General features: G+C 33.0%; 16 protein-coding genes and 3 tRNA genes. 2 read left to right on the forward strand and 17 right to left on the reverse strand.

All coding sequences use genetic code 11. The features are described 5' to 3' along the window. Positions 1–20 precede the first annotated feature (20 nt). Together IB617_03200 and miaB are read left to right on the forward strand one after the other, a co-directional pair. The gene (locus IB617_03200) at positions 21–1,763 is read left to right on the forward strand and encodes a hypothetical protein (protein ID UZE93137.1); all 1,743 of its coding nucleotides are present in this window, start codon (positions 21–23) and stop codon (positions 1,761–1,763) included. A 119-nt stretch (positions 1,764–1,882) separates the two neighbouring features. Further along, positions 1,883–3,220, forward strand: a complete 1,338-nt coding sequence (gene miaB, locus IB617_03205) for a tRNA (N6-isopentenyl adenosine(37)-C2)-methylthiotransferase MiaB (protein ID UZE93138.1) — start codon at positions 1,883–1,885, stop codon at positions 3,218–3,220. A 22-nt stretch (positions 3,221–3,242) separates the two neighbouring features. Here miaB and gatB read toward each other — a convergent pair whose 3' ends face one another. From gatB to IB617_03290, 17 genes are all read right to left on the reverse strand, one after another. Further along, complete coding sequence (gene gatB, locus IB617_03210; protein UZE93139.1) at positions 3,243–4,694, reverse strand: Asp-tRNA(Asn)/Glu-tRNA(Gln) amidotransferase subunit GatB; 1,452 nt, start codon at positions 4,692–4,694, stop codon at positions 3,243–3,245. A gap of 25 nt (positions 4,695–4,719) precedes the next feature. Beyond that, complete coding sequence (gene deoC / locus IB617_03215; protein ID UZE93140.1) at positions 4,720–5,391, reverse strand: deoxyribose-phosphate aldolase; 672 nt, start codon at positions 5,389–5,391, stop codon at positions 4,720–4,722. Then, positions 5,388–6,005 (reverse strand): dTMP kinase, encoded by a 618-nt coding sequence (gene tmk / locus IB617_03220; GenBank protein UZE93141.1) that lies wholly within the window; start codon positions 6,003–6,005, stop codon positions 5,388–5,390. The genes deoC and tmk overlap by 4 nt, the downstream gene beginning before the upstream one ends. Positions 6,006–6,070: 65 nt before the next feature. Then, the gene (locus tag IB617_03225) at positions 6,071–6,385 is read right to left on the reverse strand and encodes an NYN domain-containing protein (protein ID UZE93142.1); all 315 of its coding nucleotides are present in this window, start codon (positions 6,383–6,385) and stop codon (positions 6,071–6,073) included. Then, positions 6,348–6,647 (reverse strand): hypothetical protein, encoded by a 300-nt coding sequence (locus IB617_03230; GenBank protein UZE93143.1) that lies wholly within the window; start codon positions 6,645–6,647, stop codon positions 6,348–6,350. The genes IB617_03225 and IB617_03230 overlap by 38 nt, the downstream gene beginning before the upstream one ends. A gap of 107 nt (positions 6,648–6,754) precedes the next feature. Beyond that, positions 6,755–7,453: an FAD-dependent thymidylate synthase gene (gene thyX, locus IB617_03235; protein ID UZE93144.1), complete on the reverse strand. Its 699-nt coding sequence runs from the start codon at positions 7,451–7,453 to the stop codon at positions 6,755–6,757. A 107-nt stretch (positions 7,454–7,560) separates the two neighbouring features. Beyond that, positions 7,561–8,094 carry a dCMP deaminase family protein gene (locus IB617_03240; protein ID UZE93145.1) on the reverse strand — a complete coding sequence of 178 codons (534 nt, stop codon included), beginning with the start codon at positions 8,092–8,094 and terminating at the stop codon, positions 7,561–7,563. Between the two features lie 17 nt (positions 8,095–8,111). Next, entirely contained in the window at positions 8,112–8,537 is a 426-nt protein-coding gene (gene rplK, locus IB617_03245) for a 50S ribosomal protein L11 (protein UZE93146.1), read from the reverse strand. Positions 8,538–8,555: 18 nt separating this feature from the next. Then, positions 8,556–9,101, reverse strand: coding sequence for a transcription termination/antitermination protein NusG (nusG, locus tag IB617_03250; GenBank protein UZE93147.1), 546 nt, complete (start codon positions 9,099–9,101; stop codon positions 8,556–8,558). Positions 9,102–9,105: 4 nt separating this feature from the next. Next, on the reverse strand, positions 9,106–9,303 hold the full coding sequence (gene secE / locus IB617_03255; GenBank protein ID UZE93148.1) for a preprotein translocase subunit SecE: 198 nt from the start codon (positions 9,301–9,303) through the stop codon (positions 9,106–9,108). A gap of 16 nt (positions 9,304–9,319) precedes the next feature. After that, positions 9,320–11,245, reverse strand: a complete 1,926-nt coding sequence (locus IB617_03260) for a type IIA DNA topoisomerase subunit B (protein ID UZE93537.1) — start codon at positions 11,243–11,245, stop codon at positions 9,320–9,322. A gap of 86 nt (positions 11,246–11,331) precedes the next feature. Continuing rightward, entirely contained in the window at positions 11,332–13,401 is a 2,070-nt protein-coding gene (gene pheT / locus IB617_03265; GenBank protein UZE93149.1) for a phenylalanine--tRNA ligase subunit beta, read from the reverse strand. 14 nt (positions 13,402–13,415) lie between these two features. Then, entirely contained in the window at positions 13,416–14,468 is a 1,053-nt protein-coding gene (gene pheS / locus IB617_03270; GenBank protein UZE93150.1) for a phenylalanine--tRNA ligase subunit alpha, read from the reverse strand. Positions 14,469–14,668: 200 nt separating this feature from the next. After that, a tRNA-Asp gene (locus tag IB617_03275) sits at positions 14,669–14,742 on the reverse strand. A gap of 4 nt (positions 14,743–14,746) precedes the next feature. Beyond that, a tRNA-Met gene (locus tag IB617_03280) sits at positions 14,747–14,819 on the reverse strand. Between the two features lies 1 nt (position 14,820). Then, a tRNA-Met gene (locus IB617_03285) sits at positions 14,821–14,891 on the reverse strand. A 69-nt stretch (positions 14,892–14,960) separates the two neighbouring features. After that, entirely contained in the window at positions 14,961–15,476 is a 516-nt protein-coding gene (locus tag IB617_03290; protein ID UZE93151.1) for a hypothetical protein, read from the reverse strand. Positions 15,477–15,485: the final 9 nt, after the last annotated feature.

Below are 15,485 nucleotides of genomic sequence, written 5' to 3' on the forward strand. Positions count from 1 at the left end.
ACATACTTATTATTAACAATATGATAAACACAACTAAATTCTTATTATTAGGTTTAATAATCTTTGCTTTAACTGTGGGGAACGCTGTTTTCGCCCAAGAAACCTCTCTTGAAGCAATGGAAGAAGTGAACCTTGATGAAGATGTCCAGCCATCTGACCTCGAAGTTGGTGAACCAAAGGTTTTACCCGACCACCCTTTTTATTTCCTGAAAAACTGGGCAAGGAAAATTCGGTCTTTCTTTGCTTTTAATCCCAGGGTAAAAGCAGAATTAAATTCAAGATTTGCGAATGAAAGATTGATGGAATTAAAAGAGATGATACGAAAGAATAAAAATCCAGAAGCTATAAATAAAGCTGTTGAAGGTTATCAAAATGAGGTTGAAAAAACAAAAAAGTTTGCAGAAAAAATAAAAGAAAAAGCCCAAGAGAATGAAGAGGTAGGGAAATTCCTGGATAAATTTATAAGACACCAAGCTTTACACCAAAGACTACTTCAAAAATTGGAAGAGCAAGTTCCTGCCGAAGTTTTTGAAAAAATAGAACAAGCCAGAGAAAGACATCTAGAAAATTTTAAAGAAGTTATGTTAAAACTTGAAGATAAGGATAAAATTCCTGAAAGATTAGAAAAAAACTTACAGATGTTAAAAGGTAGTAAATTCAAAGAATTTAAAAATTTGGAATTAGTTAATGACTTGATGGAGAAACTCCCAGAAGATGTAAAACAAAAAATGGAAGAGAAAAAAGAACAAATATTAGAGCGATTGCGCAAAAGATTGGAAGAGCTCTCTCCAGAAGAACAAGAAAAATTCAAGGAATATCTTGATAAAATAAGCGGAGATAAATTAAAGCACTTAGATATAATAACTACTCTGGAAGGAAAAGAATTTTCTGAGAAATTAAAGAAAGTTATAAAAGAAGCAAAAGAAAGAAATGTTGAAAAAATAGAAAACAAATATTCGCTGGTAAAAAATCCTGAAGAATTAGCTGAAAACCAGATTAAACAAGCAGAAAACCTATTAGAAAAAGCTGAAAACCTAATAATTGAAAAAGATATCAATAAAGAAGAAATGCCTGCTGTCTTTAGATTGGTAGAAGAAGCTGAAGAAAAATTAGAATCTGTTGAAAAATATTTTGAAGAAGAAAACTTGGGAAGAGCTTTCGGACAAGCAACAGTCTCTACTTCCTTATCAAAAAACGCTATTAGAATTATAGAAATGAGATTAGGATTTACAGATGATGAAAATGGAAATTCTATTTGTGCCAATATTAATCTTCCGGTCTGTGGAGAAGACGGAAAGACTTATAATAATATCTGTGAAGCTAAAAAAGCAGGTGTGAAAATTGCCCATCGCGAAAGGTGCAGAGTTAAATTAAGTTGTGCTAAAGAAGGAGAAAGGGTAAACAGAAATCCTTTGTTAGGATCTGTTAATCAAGTTTGTTGCGGAGATTTAAAAGAAGTCAGAGTAAATAGAACATATAGCGTTTGCAAGAAACTAAGTTCTTCTTTTGAATGTGAAAAAGACGAAGATTGTCCCCTTCCCCGCTGTCCCGGAGTTTCCTCAACTTGTGTTAATGGTAAATGCGCAATTCCTCGTTGTTTAAAACCAACAATTTGTATTCAGGTTATTACTCCGGCTAAAAATCCTGAAACTGGAGAGTGTAAAGAATTTCCGACTCCCTGTGATGTGCCTGAAGGATGGATAAAAGTTAATGCTTGTCCAACTTCTTTAAGGCAAAGGATAGAATCCAAAATAAAACGATAAAAGATTCTTCGTGAAAAACCTAAAAAACAGCCTTGTCAAGGGCTGTTTTTTTGCTATAGAAAGCCTTGCTTGATGTATCGCTACGCGCTATAAAGAAGATATATAAAGAAGATACAGATATGAAAAAATATTTTATTATTACATTTGGCTGCCAAACGAATAAAAGTGATAGTGAAAGGATTGCTTCAGTTTTAGAAAAAATGGCTTATAATCCAGCTTCAAAAATAAATGAGGCTGATTTAATTGTTATTAATATGTGTTCTGTAAGACAATCAGCAGTAGATAGGGTTTATGGATTTTCTCCAAAATTAAAAAAATTAAAAAATCCAGCTTTCAAAACTATTTTAACAGGCTGCATTTTAAGAAAAGACCAAAAGAAATTTAAGAATTTCTTTGATTTTGTTTTACCTATTAAAACTTTAGAATTTTGGCCAGTGATATTGAAAGAAAAGAAATATTCATTTTATTTAAATCAAAGAAGTCCCAGTTTTATTAAAAAATTTGATTTAGGTTATCTTAAAGTTTCTCCTAAATATCGGAAAAACTTTTCTGTTTTTATTCCCATTTCAACAGGCTGTAATAATTTTTGTGCTTACTGCGTCGTTCCCTTTACCCGGGGTCCACTTATTTGTAGACCACATGAAGATATATTAAAAGAAGTTGAAAATTCAATCAAAAAAGGTGCCAAAGAAGTCTGGCTCTTGGGCCAAAATGTAAATGACTACCTCTCTCCCACCGACCCTTTAATAGATTTTCCTAAACTTTTAAAAATGACAAATAATATCCCGGGTAATTTTTGGCTCAGCTTTATAAGTTCTAATCCAAAAGACTTTTCTAAAGAATTAATTCAGAAAATGGCAGAATGTAAGAAAATAAATGAATATTTAAATCTACCGATTCAATCAGGAGATAATGAAATTTTAAAGAAAATGAACCGTCTCTATACTATTGAAAAATATAAAGATTTGGTAAAAAAAGTTCGTCAAAAAATACCAAATATTGCTTTATCTACCGATGTCATTGTCGGCTTTCCGGGAGAGACAAAAGAGCAGTTTCAAAACACGGTAAAACTTTTTAAAGAAATGAAATTTGACATGGCTTATATCGCAGAGTATTCACCGCGACCGGGAACTAAAGCATATGAGATGAAGGATGATGTTCCCAGAAAAGAAAAGATAAAAAGAAGAGAAATTTTAACCAAAGTTCTTATAAAAACCGCCTTAGAAAAAAATAAAAAATATATCGGAAAAGAAGTTGAAGTCTTGGCTAATAAAAAGGAAAATGGATTTTTATACGGTAAAACCAGAACACATAAAACCGTAAAGGTTACTATACCAGATACGAGATACAAGATACAAGATACTAATTTAGTGGGAAAGGTTGCAAAGGTCAAAATTGTAGATGCCTTACCCTGGGGACTAAAGGGAACTTTAGAAACTCTAAATTTTAAAGGATAGGACTTAAACCTCTTTTTATTTATTAAACTCCGAGCTCTTTCCGTAAAATCTTATTAGCTATCTCCGGATTAACCCTTCCTTTTGTTTTAGCCATTACCTGGCCGATTAAAAACTGAAGGGCATTTTTCTTTCCTTTCTTGAAATCTAAAACTGCCTTTTGGTTTTTTGAAATTACCTCTTTTACAACATTTAAAACTTCCTCTTCATTAGTGATTTGGCTTAATCCCTTCTCCTCAATAATCTGGGAAGGGTCAGCTCCTTTTTCAAACATTAAGTTCAAAACGGTTTTTGCAATTTTACTTGATATTTCTCCCTTATCAATTAAAGAAATAAACTCAGCAAAATTTTCCGGAGTAATTAAAAAACCTTCGGCAGAAACCTTACCTCCTTTTAACAGTCCTTGTAAATCACTAATCAGATAGTTTGCAGTTAACTTTATTAGAGTATAGAGTTTTTCTTTGGAAATTCTCGGCTCAAATTCACTAACTACTTTTTCAAAATACTCTCCCAATTCTTTGTTTTGAACAAAGAACTCAACACTTGGCTCGTCTAATTTATACTCAATGGCTAATCTTTCTCTTTTTCCTTGAGGAAGTTCTGGTATTTCAGCTTTAATTTCTGCAATGCCTTCTTTAGTGAAACTAAGAGGAGGTAAATCAGGCTCTGGAAAATAACGGTAATCATGAGCTTCTTCTTTTTGCCTTTGAGAAATTGTTACTCCTCTAACCGCATCCCAGCCTCTTGTCTCTTGAATAACTTTTTTACCCTTTTTTAAAACTTTAGCTTGTCTTTCTATTTCATAATCAATTGCTCTTTCTACCGCCTTAAAAGAATTAAGGTTTTTTATTTCTACTTTAGTACCCAAAGATTCAGACTTTGATTTTTTAAGAGAAATATTGGCTTCTACCCTCAGTTGCCCCTTTTCCATATCAGCATCAGAAACACCAAGATATCTTAAAATCAATTGAAGTTCCTGAGCAAATTTTCTGGCTTCTGCAGCTGAAGTAATATCAGGATCTGTTACCAATTCCATTAAGGGAATACCTGCTCGATTAAAATCCACCAAACTATAATCTACACCCTCTGGATGCAAAAGTCTTCCCGTATCTTCTTCTAAATGAATGTTTCCAATTCTAATTTTTCTTCCATCGCTTTTTAAAAATCCAGTTGTACAAAGAGGCATATACTCCTGAGAAATCTGATATCCCTTGGGTAAATCGGGATAAAAATAACTCTTTCTATCGAATTTTGAATGCTCTGCTATTTTACAATTTAGGGATAGGCCTGTTTTAATTACTTTCTTCACAGCTTCTTCGTTAATAACTGGAAGCGTACCCGGGTGTCCAAGACATACCGGGCATATATTGATATTAGGATGTCTTTCATCAGGATTATTCAAACAAGAGCAAAACATTTTAGATTTTGTCTTTAACTCAACATGTATTTCCAATCCTACTACGGGTTTGTAAGGCATATTTGAATGGTTAAATAGTTAATTTTTAACTCTTTAATTCTTTTATTATCTTAATTCCAGAACTTGTGCCAATAATATTAGCTCCGGCTTTTACTGCCTCTTTTACGTCCTTTAAAGTTCTGATTTTTCCAGAAGCCTTTATTTTAAGACCAGGAGCTGATTTTTTCATTAATTTTAAATGATGTAATTTTTCTTTCATTTCTCTATTTTCCAGAGGATCTTTTTCAGTGGCAGTTTTTACACAAAAACATTTAGCCTTTTTAACCAATTGGGAAGCTTTTTCAATTTCTTCATCTGTTAAAAATCCTGAACCAATAATTATTTTTGTAGGTAAAATTTTACAAATTCCTTTTAAATCTTTTGAGACTTTATTGTATCTTTCATATTTTAAATCAACAACATTCATTACCACATCCAAATCATCTGCTCCGTCTTTTTTTGCCTTCTTACATGCTTTCACTCTTTTTTGATGTGAACTCAAACCCATTGGTGCATCGACTAAAACAGAAATTTTAATTTTAGTCCCTTTTAATTGTTTTTTAGCTAACCTTACCCATTTGGGTCTAACACAAACTGACCGAAAACCATACTCTTTTGCCTCCTGGCAAAGCTTTTTAATGTCTTTGATGCTAGCGTCAATTCTTATATTGGTATGGTCAATAATTTTAGCTATATTTTTTTTGTTTAACTTTTTCATAATTTTAAATTATTAATAATTATTTCTTTTACCTGCAAAAATACTTCTTCAATTGATTTTTCTCCATCAATCATAATCCAACGACTAAAAGTTTGTTTTTTAATTAGTTTTTGGTAGGACTTAGTTAATTCCTTTAGAAATTTTTTATCCGCCTCATGACGATCTAAACTTCTTTTTTCGCTAAACTTTCTCTTAATGGAGGTTTCAGGTGAAATCTTCAGGTAAATCACTAAATCAGGTTTTGGCAAGTCAAAAAGCTCAGCGATTTTTAAAGCAGTTTTTAAAGGGAACCCTTTTTGGCATTGATAAGCTAAGGTCGAAGTAAAATATCTATCTGAAATTATAAATTTTCTTTCCTGCTGCCATTTTTTGATTTTTTCTTTATCCTTTAAAAAGTCAGAAAAGTAAAGCAAAAACTGATTTTCTGGCGAAAATTCATATTCTCTATGAAGAAATTGGTGGATTAATTTCCCAATCGGACCTCGATAGTCAGGATAACTTAATTTTTCAAAGGGAATTTTTTCTTTTTTCAAAAAATTACTCAGTAATTTAGTCTGGGTTTCCCCTCCAGCTCCATCCAATCCCTCAAAAACCAAAAAAGTATTTTTTTCCATTGGTTAATTATAGACTAATTATATAAAATTTCAAAAGTAAAAAAAAGGGGTCTTAAGAAACCCTTTTATGATGACAAACATAATTCTGGACTTTGTTGAACAAAGTCTTCAATGTAAAGAACTTTATTTGCGATTCCCTTTAACAGCCCTGCACAGCTTTCTTTTCCAGATATTACCCAGACTTCTATTCCCTCCTTCTTAGCTCTCCGAAGGACTCGACTAAAATCTCTATCACCTGAAAGTAAAACTATTTTCTCAATCTTGCGTTTATAATCAAACAATGTCTCATAGATACAAGAAGCCAAGACTACATCTACGCTATCTTTGGATAATGGGAATCCTTTATATGTTACTCTTATATCTTCTAGCTGCTCGCTCAATATGTTGCAAATAAAATCTACTTTTCTTAAAGAATCTTCTTCCTTTTCCGTTCCTTCTTTGTTTTTGTTTTTTACCGACTTCCGCAGTGCTAAAAAAGAATGAAATATTAATCTTTTTGCCTTCGAAATATTCTCTAATAATAAATTTAAAGAGCTTGATGTAGCTTAACTTACTAACACTTTCACTTTTTTCTATAAACCTGAGATTATCTCCATCAACAAAAATAAAAATAATCGGTTCTTTTCTTTCAAATCTTTCCAACTTTTTTTTACCTCTTAAACACTTTAGTTTATTTTAAAATACCGCAATAAAATCATTTTGTCAACAAAAAAAAGAGGCTTCAAAGAAATCTCTCTTAAAAAGCCTTACTAAATTCTGTTTATTATTACTGCACTTTTACCATCTTCACTGACCTTAAAATCATCAAAAACTATTGGAACTCTTTTTTGAACATCTTTTAAGAGATTAATCATTACCCTTCTAATTTCCCAATGAGCTCCAGGAGCACATCTAAGTTTAAAAATATGCCGCCATTCTCTAAAATTTGCCCCCACGATAATCTGTGATTTTATTCCTATTGGAATTACCTGTCTAGAATCTTCACATTTCCATTCTGCTTTTCTTAAACCTCGATACATTTGTTCGTTCAAATCCATCCAATCTCTAAAAGAAACTTTTATCTTTTTGTCGTTGGGCAAGATTAATTCAACAAGTTTTTCATCGGGATCTTTTGTGGGAGGAATAACTACTTCAAAGTCACTCTCGTCAACTCTTCTGGTTGATTCTTGAACATAAGAAGCTAAACGGTGACGCACAAGCTCATGGGTAAAACCCCTGGAAACATTATTGAATTGCACAATCATTGAAGAAAATTCAAGAACGCTTTCATGCCCTAATTTTCTTAGCATCTCGACAAATTTCGTTGCTGAAGTATCAGTGATTTTCCCTTGAGATTGGTAAGAAACCCTACCTGCTAACTCAATTAATTGCAAAGGTTTCTCTCCTTTCAGTCCATAGGTTACAGCTACAATTTCGAAATTTCCTTCATTTTTCAAAATCTTTACCAATTTTTTCTACCATTCCAATTATATTAATTTTTTAACGAATATTATTTCCTAACACAAACAAAAAACTCTGTCAAATTAACAGAGACTATAAATGGCTTTAAAAATCTTTAAACTTCTTTTAATTTCTTGTTTTGGTCCCGGCCGTATTGTTGTTTATCATCTAAGACATCTCCTTCCTGCCAATCTTTAACCCAATCTTGAACATTAAAAATTCTGTATTCTCCATCGTTGGTGGAACAAACTACTCTGTTCAAACCAGCATTAATGAGCATTTTTTTACAAATAAAGCAAGGAAAAGCATCAGCCACCTTCCCCTGTATATTTTCACAGTAAATAAACATATCTCCACCCAACACGCTTGCTCCCGAACGGGCTGCATTTATTAATGCATTTTGCTCTGCGTGCACGCTTCGGCAGAGTTCGTATTGTCTACCGTGAGGAATTTTCAATTTGTCTCTTAAACATTCACCTCTTTCAAAACAATCCCTTGTTTTTCTCGGAGCTCCATTATAACCGGTAGCCACAATCGCATCATCTTTTACAATAATTGCTCCAAATTTCATTCTAAAACAGGTTGAACGTTGGGCAATTTCTTTTGCAATATTTAAATAATATTTATCCTTTGGAGGTCTTTTTTTCATAGATTTGTAATGCTAATTCATCCTTGAATCTCTATTCCCATATTTTTAGCTGTAGCTTCAATAATCTTCATTGCCTTTTCTACATCTTCAGTATTCAAATCAGCCATTTTCTGTTCGGCTATTTTTCTTAACTGTTCTTTTGTAATTTTACCTACCTTTTTTTTGTTGGGCTCTCCTGAACCTTTTTCAATACCTGCTGCTTTTTTTAATAAATCAGAAACCAAAGGTTGTTTTACCTTAAAATCATAACTTTTATCTTCATAAACACTAACTATTACCGGAATTACAGAACCCTGTTTTTCTTTGGTTACATCATTAAACTTCTTACAAAAATCAGCAATGTTCAGACCGTGCTGAGCTAAAGCAGGCCCCACCGGAGGAGCAGGAGTAGCTTGACCTGCTGGAATTTGTAATTTTATTACAGCTGTGATTTTTTTAGCCATATTGAAATTAGAAAACAGTTATAGTTTTTTCACCTGAAGAGAATCAAGTTCTATTGGGGTGTCCCTGCCAAACATATCCACTAAAACTTTTATCTTTCCCTTTTCTTCATCAATCTCTGAAACTCTGCCATCTGAATCCTTAAAAGGACCATCTGTAATTTTTACTAAATCACCAATCTTAACCTCAATTTTAAATTGGGGCTCCTCTATTTCCATCCTCTTTTTCAAGTTATTAATCTCTTCTTCAGAAACCGGAATAGGGATAGTTCCAGCTCCAATAAAACCCGTTACATTAGGAGTATTTCTTACAATATACCAAGAGTCATCTGTAACAATCATTTCAACTAAAACATAACCTGGATAAATTTTTTCCTCAACCACTTTTCTTTTACCGCTTTTAATCTTTATTTTTCTTTCTTTAGGGACAATAACATTAAAGATTTTATCTTCCATACTTAAAGACTCAATCCTCTGCCTCAGATTTTTAGCTACAGATTCTTCATATCCCGAATAAGTGTGTAGAACATACCAGTTTCTTTTTTGGGGTAGTTTTTGTTTTGGCATAGTTTTATAGGAATTTATTCAATATTCTGGTAAAAATGAAGTCTATTCCACCTAAAAATATAGCAACAACTATTGAAACACCAATTACAATCAAGGTATCCCTTGCAGTTTCTTTTTTTCTCGGCCAGTTAACCTTCTTTATTTCTAATTTAACTTCCTTTAAAAAATTAGTGATGTCCTTTGGAATGTTTCTAAAATTCATAGTGTTATTTTTAATATTAAATGTCAAGATTTTTTACTTTTTTTGCATAACTTTGGATAAACTTTTTTCTTGATAAAACTTCTTTCCCCATTAAAGTATCAAAAATTTTATCTGCCTCTCTTGCATCTTCAATATTAACTTGAAGTAATGTTCTATTTTCAGGGTTCATTGTTGTATCCCATAATTCTCCTGCATTCATCTCTCCTAATCCTTTGTATCTCTGAATAGAGGGTTTAATATTTTTCTTTATTGCCTTTAAAATGCTGAATTTCTGGTCTTCGGTGTAAGCGTATTTAATTTCTTTTCCAACCTGAATCTTATAAAGAGGGGGCTGGGCAATATATATGTAACCCTTTTCAATTAAAGGTTTAAAATAACGGTAAAATAAAGTCAAGAGTAAAGCCTTAATATGATTTCCGTCACTATCTGCATCGCACATTATGATTATACGATGATATCTTGCTTTCTCGATATTAAAATCTTCGGCAATAGCAGTACCTAAAGCAATAACTAAAGATTTAATTTCTTTTGAAGAAAGAATTCTATCCAGTCGAGCTCTCTCCACGTTCAAAATTTTACCGCGCAGAGGCAATATGGCTTGAAAATGCCTATCCCTGGCCTGTCTTGAACTTCCGCCTGCCGACTCGCCTTCCACTATATATAATTCTGACTCTTCTGCTTTTTTAGAAGAACAATCAGCCAACTTTCCCGGTAGAGCCAGGCCATCTAAAACTCTCTTTCTTAAAATTATGTCTTTGGCAGCTTTGGCAGCTTTTCTTGCTTTTTGAGCCAAAATAAATTTTTGAATTATTGATTTGGCGTCAATTGGGTTTCTCTCTAAAAAATCCATTAAAGACATGCCCATCACCTGCTCCACTACTGCTTTGGCTTCAGAATTACCTAATTTTGCCTTTGTCTGACCTTCAAATTGAGGTTCTCTGATTTTAATGGAGATTATCGCCGTTAATCCTTCTCTGGTATCAAAACCTGTAAAGTTATTGCCGTTTTCTTTTATAAATTCATTTCTTCTGGCATAGTCGTTAAATGTCCTGGTTAAGGCACTTCTAAAACCCGTCAGATGCATCCCTCCTTCATGAGTATAGATATTGTTGGCAAAACTATCTTCAATACACTCATACTCGTCTGTATAAATTAAAGCAGCTTCAACTATAATTCCGTTTTTTTCTCCATAACAATAAAAAACGTTCTCGGTAAGAGGAGTACGGCCTCGAACCAAATATTTAACGTAAGAAACTATTCCTCCTTCAAAATAAAAACTATAACCGGTATTAGGTTTAACCGTTTTGTCTATAAAGGTAATTCTCAAACCTTTAGTTAAATAAGCTTGCTGACGGAGATAATCTAAAATTTTCTTTTTGTTGAATTTTATCTCTTTAAAAATTGCTGAATCTGGTTCAAAAATAATTATTGTTCCGCTTGTCCTGCACCTGCCAATTTTTTCAACTTTTGTCTTTGGCTTTCCCCGCGAATATTCTTGGAAATATCTGAAACCATCCCGACAAATTTCAGCTCTCATATATGTTGAAAGAGCGCAAACCACAGAAATACCAACACCATGTAATCCACCAGTAGAAACATAAACCTTTCCTCCAAATTTCGCCCCCGTATGTAGAGTTGTCATCACTGTCTCTAAAGCGGATTTTTTTGTTTGAGGGTGTTTGTCTACCGGAATACCTCTTCCATTATCTTCAACCTTAACTCTATTCCCCGGCAAAAACGTAATTTTAATATCGCTGCAGTAACCCATTATGGCTTCATCAATGCTATTTCCAACACATTCTTTTATTAATTGATGCAAACCATCAGGCCCTGTCGACCCAATAAACATTCCCGGTCTTTTCCTAATAGGTTCTAAGCCATGCAATACATAAATATCTTTTGCCGTATATGTTTTTGACTTACTTTCTTCACTTTTCTTCATCCTCTTTATACTCTTTTTCTTCTTTAACTTTTTTACTTTTTTTGTTTTTTTCACCATTGCTAATTATAAGTTGAGATTATTAATAATTATTTCCTTACCTCCCATTCAGGATCTTTTTCTAAGACTTTAATTATTTTCTCTTGAATATCATCTATTTCTTTTGAAGTTAGTGTTCTGTCTTCTGCTTGATAAATTATATGAAAAGCCAAATTCTTTTTTCCCTCAGCTATTTCTTCTCCTTCGTAAATGTCAAAAAGGTCAACATCTTTAATCAGATTAAGACCAGTTCCCTCAATTTTATTTAAAACCTCCTCAACTAAAACATCTCTCGGAACCAAAACCGCTATATCTCTGACAGCAGATGGATAAGGAGAAATTGGTCTAAATTCCTGTTCTTCTGAAACAAGTTCTTGTAGTTTTTCAAAATCAAAATCAAAAATCACTACTTTAGCGTTTAATTTTAAGGCCTCTGTAATTTTAGAAGAAATCTCTCCCAGAAAACCGACTTCCTCATTACCTATCTTAATCTCAGCACGCCTTTTGGAATTCCAGACAAAAGCTTTTGATTCTTCTGGTGTTGGTTGATATTGGTCATACCAAATATCGCTTATTCCCAAATTATTCAAAAGCAAATCTATAACACCTTTTGCCTCATAAAATACCTCACCTGTCATTAAACCTGTGAGAGCTGTTTTTTCTTTATCTTTTTCATTTTTGAAAATCTTTCCCAGCTCAAAAATTCTAATATCATTGAAACTCGCCTGCCATCGCCTTGAGCTCAAGCGATTGGCGGGCAGGAACTTTTGATTCTCCTGAAAGCTTTTTAGAACTTTTGGAATCAAACTTGGCCTTAAATACTGAAAGTCAGCACTAATCGGATTCTCTGTCTCAATCAACTGAAAATTTCTATAACCGAATAATTTAGCTTCTTCCTTATTAATAAAAGAAGAGCTATAAATCTCAGTAAATTCTGCTTCCTTTAATATATTTTTTGTCATATCTTCCCAGAAAACATTAAGATTTCTTTCAGGCGGAATCAAAGCAGCTTTAGGAAAAACAGAAGGAATTTTCTCATAACCATAAATCCTTCCAATTTCCTCAATTAAATCCTCAGGAATTGAAACATCCAGTCTAAAACTAGGAATCTCTATCATAAGTTGATTGGTTGATGATTTGAGAAATTTAAAACCAAGTCGCTTTAGAATATTTTTTATTCTGCTTGTTGAAATTCTAACTCCCAGCAAACTCTCGACATAATCTAAATCTAATTTAATTTTCTTTATTGAAACTTTTTTAGGGTAAAAATCAACCAATCCCTTACAGATTTTGCCTCCGGCAATCTTTCCAATCAAATAAGCTGCTCCATTTATTCCAAATTCGGTTAAATTCAAATCCAAACCATGTTCAAATCTCCATGAAGCATCTGTTTTCAAATCTATTTTTTTGGAACCCTTACGAACAACTCTTGGATTAAAATTAGCAGACTCTAACACAATAACTTTTGTTTTTTTTGTTATCTCGGCCTTTTTCCCGCCTTTTATCCCGGCAATTGCCAAAGGGTCTTTTACATCCGAAATAACTAAAATATCCTTATTTAATTTATATCTTTCATTGTCTAAAGTAATAATTTTTTCTCCTTTTTTAGCTCTCCTGATAATTATCTTTTGGTCTAAAATTTTATCCAAATCAAAAGCGTGTAATGGCTGACCTGTTTCCAACATCACGTAATTTGCAATATCAACCACATTATTAATCGGTTTTAAACCTAAAATCTTTAATCTGTCCCGAAGCCATTTTGGAGAAGGAGCTATCTTGACATCTGTAACAACTCTGGCTGTATACCTTAAACAGTCTTTTTTGCTTTTAACTTTTAGTTCTATAAAATCCTTTGCTCTATATTTTCCCTCTTTTAAAGAATAGTCTTCAAATCTTAATTTAGTATCTAAAACAGCAGAAATCTCTCGAGCAATACCTAAATGAGAAAAACAATCAGGTCCCCTATTGGGCAAAATATCAATATCTAAAACCCAATCCTTTCCTATTTTTTCTACCTCTTCAACCTCAAAGCTGTGCATTGTTAAAACCTCTGCTAATTTATTGGCTTTTGGCAGTTTTTTCTTAAAAAATGATTGTAACCAGTTATAAGAAAAAAGCATAGTGATAAGATAAATTAAAATTGATTTAAAAATCTGAGGTCGCCTCCATAAAACAACCTAATATCATTGATTTTATATTTAAGCATAGCCATTCTATCCATACCCATACCAAAAGCAAAAGCCTGCCAGTTTTTAGGGCTTAAACCAGAATTCTTGAAAACATTAGGATGAACCATCCCTCCCGGAAAAACCTCTAACCATCCACTCTGACCACAAGTACTGCAACCTTTCCCATTACATATTGCACACTGAACATCTACTTCAAAAGAAGGTTCTGTAAAGGGAAAATAACCCGGTCGAAGGCGAACTTTTAAATCTTTCTTAAAAAATTGTTTGAAAAATTTTTTTGCTATTGCTTTAAAATTAGCAACAGAAATTGTTTTATCAACCATTAATCCTTCAACCTGGTAAAAATTAATCTCATGTCTGGCATCAGTTGCCTCGTGCCTAAATACCCTGCCAGGAACAATAATTCTTAAAGGAGGCTGATTCTTTTCCATGTAACGAACCTGAACAGGAGAAGTTTGGGTTCTCATTAAAAACTTATTTCGAGAAGGAAGATTTTCTCTATTCCTTTGCTTTATAAACAAAGTATCTTGCATATCTCGAGCTGGATGGTTTTTGGGAAAATTCAAAGCATCAAAGTTATACCACTCATTTTCAAGCTCAGGACCCTCAATAATTGAAAAGCCCATTGACTGGAATATCTTTTCGATTTCTATTTTAGTCTGGGTCAAGGGGTGTAAATGACCAACAGCCGGCTTTTTCCCGGGGATTGTAATATCAAAAAACTCCTCTTTTTCTCTCCTTACACCTGCCTTTTCTTTAATTTTCAGGCTTTTTTTAACAATCTTCTCTTCTAAAACAGCTTTAAGCTTATTTGCTTCTTTCCCAACCTTTACTCTTTTTTTCTTTGGCATCTTTTTCAGAGAACGCAAAACCAGGGAAAGTTCACCTTTCTTTCCTAAATATTGTTTATAAACATCGTTCAACTCAGTTAAATTTTGGCTCTTTTTTATCTCTTTTTCAGCCCTTTTTTCAATGTTTTTTAAGTTAATTTTTTTCATTTCTTCGCTAAAAAATAAGTTCCTTCTACTATTAATTTTACCTTAATTTTTGCCTTAAATCAAGGTAAAACTGTGCACAAATAAACCTCCTTAAAATAAAAAAAACAGAAGAAATAAATATAAAAAAAATTACATTATTTTTTCTTTCTGTTTTTTGATATACAATTACATCCAATTACATACAATTCTATCTAATTTTGCGGGGACGACGAGACTCGAACTCGCAACCTCGTGATCGACAATCACGAGCTCTAACCAATTGAGCTACGTCCCCAGGGTGCCGGTGACGGGACTCGAACCTGTAACCTCTAGCTTATGATGCTATCGCTCTAACCATTGAGCTACACCGGCTTTGCGGTGCCTGGAATTGCACCAGGGCCTCCAGCTTATGGGACTGGCGAGGTACTACTCCTCTACACCGCGACAATATCGCTAATTTTAGCTTTTTTGAACACAAGAGTCAATCCTTCGGCGCGGGCTCAGGACAACTTATCACAACGCCTCCAAATCAACCAAAGCTTTTTCGTATACATCTAAAACCCTTTTTGACTCTTTTATATCCAAGCGATAACTTATATCATGAACAATATTCAAACATACTTTGTGAGCCTCTCTGACTTCTTCAATATTCTCAATAACGTTGGTAGTTAACTTGTTTAATCTCTCTTCTAAAGTCTGACCTAAAAAACCCTCTTTTTGTAAAATATCGTTCAAAATAGCTTCTGCTTCAATTATGGCTAACTTTGCTTCAGGTTCACTGCCTGTATCCAATTTTTCTCTAATCTTAACCCATTTCTTATCGATTCTTGGTAATCCATAATGTCGAAAAGTTAAGTATTCTTTAATGTCCCAAAATATTAGTCTTTTTAACCAGGTGGTTCTAAGTAAAACAAGAACAATTGTTACAATGAAAAATAAATTTAGAGCTAAAAAGATAAATTTTACAATCAAAAGCCAGTCAGGAAGAATGGGGTTTAAAATAAATTGAATTATATTATCTAAGGTCATAAATGTATT

This window comes from Candidatus Nealsonbacteria bacterium (assembly GCA_026016225.1).
GTDB lineage: Bacteria > Patescibacteriota > Minisyncoccia > Minisyncoccales > JANBVM01 > Nealson33H.

Excerpts from the sequence above, each read along its gene's own strand:
- IB617_03260 (UZE93537.1), bottom strand. The coding sequence starts at position 11,245 with ATGAAGAAAAGTGAAGAAAGTAAGTCAAAAACATATACGGCAAAAGAT.
- IB617_03290 (UZE93151.1), bottom strand. The coding sequence starts at position 15,476 with ATGACCTTAGATAATATAATTCAATTTATTTTAAACCCCATTCTTCCT.
- IB617_03200 (UZE93137.1), top strand. The coding sequence starts at position 21 with ATGATAAACACAACTAAATTCTTATTATTAGGTTTAATAATCTTTGCT.
- deoC (UZE93140.1), bottom strand. The coding sequence starts at position 5,391 with ATGAAAAAGTTAAACAAAAAAAATATAGCTAAAATTATTGACCATACC.
- gatB (UZE93139.1), bottom strand. The coding sequence starts at position 4,694 with ATGCCTTACAAACCCGTAGTAGGATTGGAAATACATGTTGAGTTAAAG.
- pheS (UZE93150.1), bottom strand. The coding sequence starts at position 14,468 with ATGAAAAAAATTAACTTAAAAAACATTGAAAAAAGGGCTGAAAAAGAG.
- rplK (UZE93146.1), bottom strand. The coding sequence starts at position 8,537 with ATGGCTAAAAAAATCACAGCTGTAATAAAATTACAAATTCCAGCAGGT.
- miaB (UZE93138.1), top strand. The coding sequence starts at position 1,883 with ATGAAAAAATATTTTATTATTACATTTGGCTGCCAAACGAATAAAAGT.
- IB617_03240 (UZE93145.1), bottom strand. The coding sequence starts at position 8,094 with ATGAAAAAAAGACCTCCAAAGGATAAATATTATTTAAATATTGCAAAA.
- pheT (UZE93149.1), bottom strand. The coding sequence starts at position 13,401 with ATGCTTTTTTCTTATAACTGGTTACAATCATTTTTTAAGAAAAAACTG.
- tmk (UZE93141.1), bottom strand. The coding sequence starts at position 6,005 with ATGGAAAAAAATACTTTTTTGGTTTTTGAGGGATTGGATGGAGCTGGA.
- secE (UZE93148.1), bottom strand. The coding sequence starts at position 9,303 with ATGAATTTTAGAAACATTCCAAAGGACATCACTAATTTTTTAAAGGAA.
- nusG (UZE93147.1), bottom strand. The coding sequence starts at position 9,101 with ATGCCAAAACAAAAACTACCCCAAAAAAGAAACTGGTATGTTCTACAC.